The organism is Pseudomonas sp. S4_EA_1b, assembly GCF_016307435.1.
GTDB lineage: Bacteria > Pseudomonadota > Gammaproteobacteria > Pseudomonadales > Pseudomonadaceae > Aquipseudomonas > Aquipseudomonas rhodesiae.
On the sequence record NZ_JAEILC010000132.1, the window covers coordinates 1 to 1,140 of the forward strand.

At 65.5% G+C, this 1,140-nt stretch carries 1 protein-coding gene; it reads left to right on the forward strand.

The window, feature by feature from the left end; translation table 11 throughout:
- Positions 1–1,140 (forward strand): DUF4158 domain-containing protein (locus YA0848_RS31195; protein ID WP_198731489.1); only part of this gene is annotated, 1,140 nt, incomplete at both ends.

Consider the following 1,140-nt stretch of genomic DNA (forward strand, 5'->3'; position numbering starts at 1 on the left):
TACCTGCAACTGGCCCCGTTCGGCCTGTCCGACTTCCGCGCCCTGGTGCGCGAGCTGACCGAACTGGCCCAGCAGACCGACAAGGGCTTGCTGCTGGCCGGCCAGGCTCTGGAGAGCCTGCGGCAGAAGCGGCGCATCCTGCCGGCGCTGAGCGTAATTGATCGGGCCTGCTCGGAGGCCATTGCGCGGGCTAATCGGCGGGTCTACCGCGCCCTGGTCGAACCACTCACGGACTCGCACCGTGCCAAGCTGGACGAACTGCTGAAGCTCAAGGCCGGCAGCAGCATCACCTGGTTGACCTGGCTGCGCCAGGCACCGCTGAAACCCAACTCTCGGCACATGCTTGAGCACATCGAACGGCTGAAGACATTTCAGCTGGTGGACTTGCCCGAAGGCCTTGGCCGGCACATCCACCAGAACCGCCTGCTCAAGCTGGCCCGCGAGGGTGGGCAGATGACGCCCAAAGACCTTGGCAAGTTCGAGCCGCAGCGACGTTATGCGACCCTGGCCGCCGTGGTACTGGAGAGCACTGCAACCGTGATTGATGAGCTGGTGGATCTGCACGACCGCATCCTGGTCAAGCTGTTCAGCGGCGCGAAACACAAGCATCAGCAGCAGTTCCAGAAGCAGGGCAAGGCGATCAATGACAAAGTGCGCCTGTACTCCAAGATCGGCCAGGCGCTGCTGGAAGCAAAGGAAAGCGGCAGCGATCCCTACGCCGCCATCGAGGCGGTGATTCCCTGGGACGAGTTCACCGAGAGCGTCAGTGAGGCCGAGCTGCTGGCCCGGCCGGAGGGCTTCGACCACCTGCACCTGGTCGGCGAGAACTTCGCCACCCTGCGCCGCTACACGCCGGCCCTGCTGGAGGTACTGGAGCTGCGCGCCGCCCCGGCCGCGCAAGGCGTGCTGGCAGCCGTGCAGACCCTGCGCGAGATGAACGCCGACAACCTGCGCAAGGTGCCGGCCGATGCCCCCACTGCCTTCATCAAGCCGCGCTGGAAGCCGCTGGTGATCACCCCGGAAGGCCTCGACCGGCGCTTCTACGAAATCTGCGCGCTGTCCGAGCTGAAGAACGCCCTGCGCTCCGGCGACATCTGGGTCAAGGGCTCGCGGCAGTTCCGCGACTTCGACGACTACCTG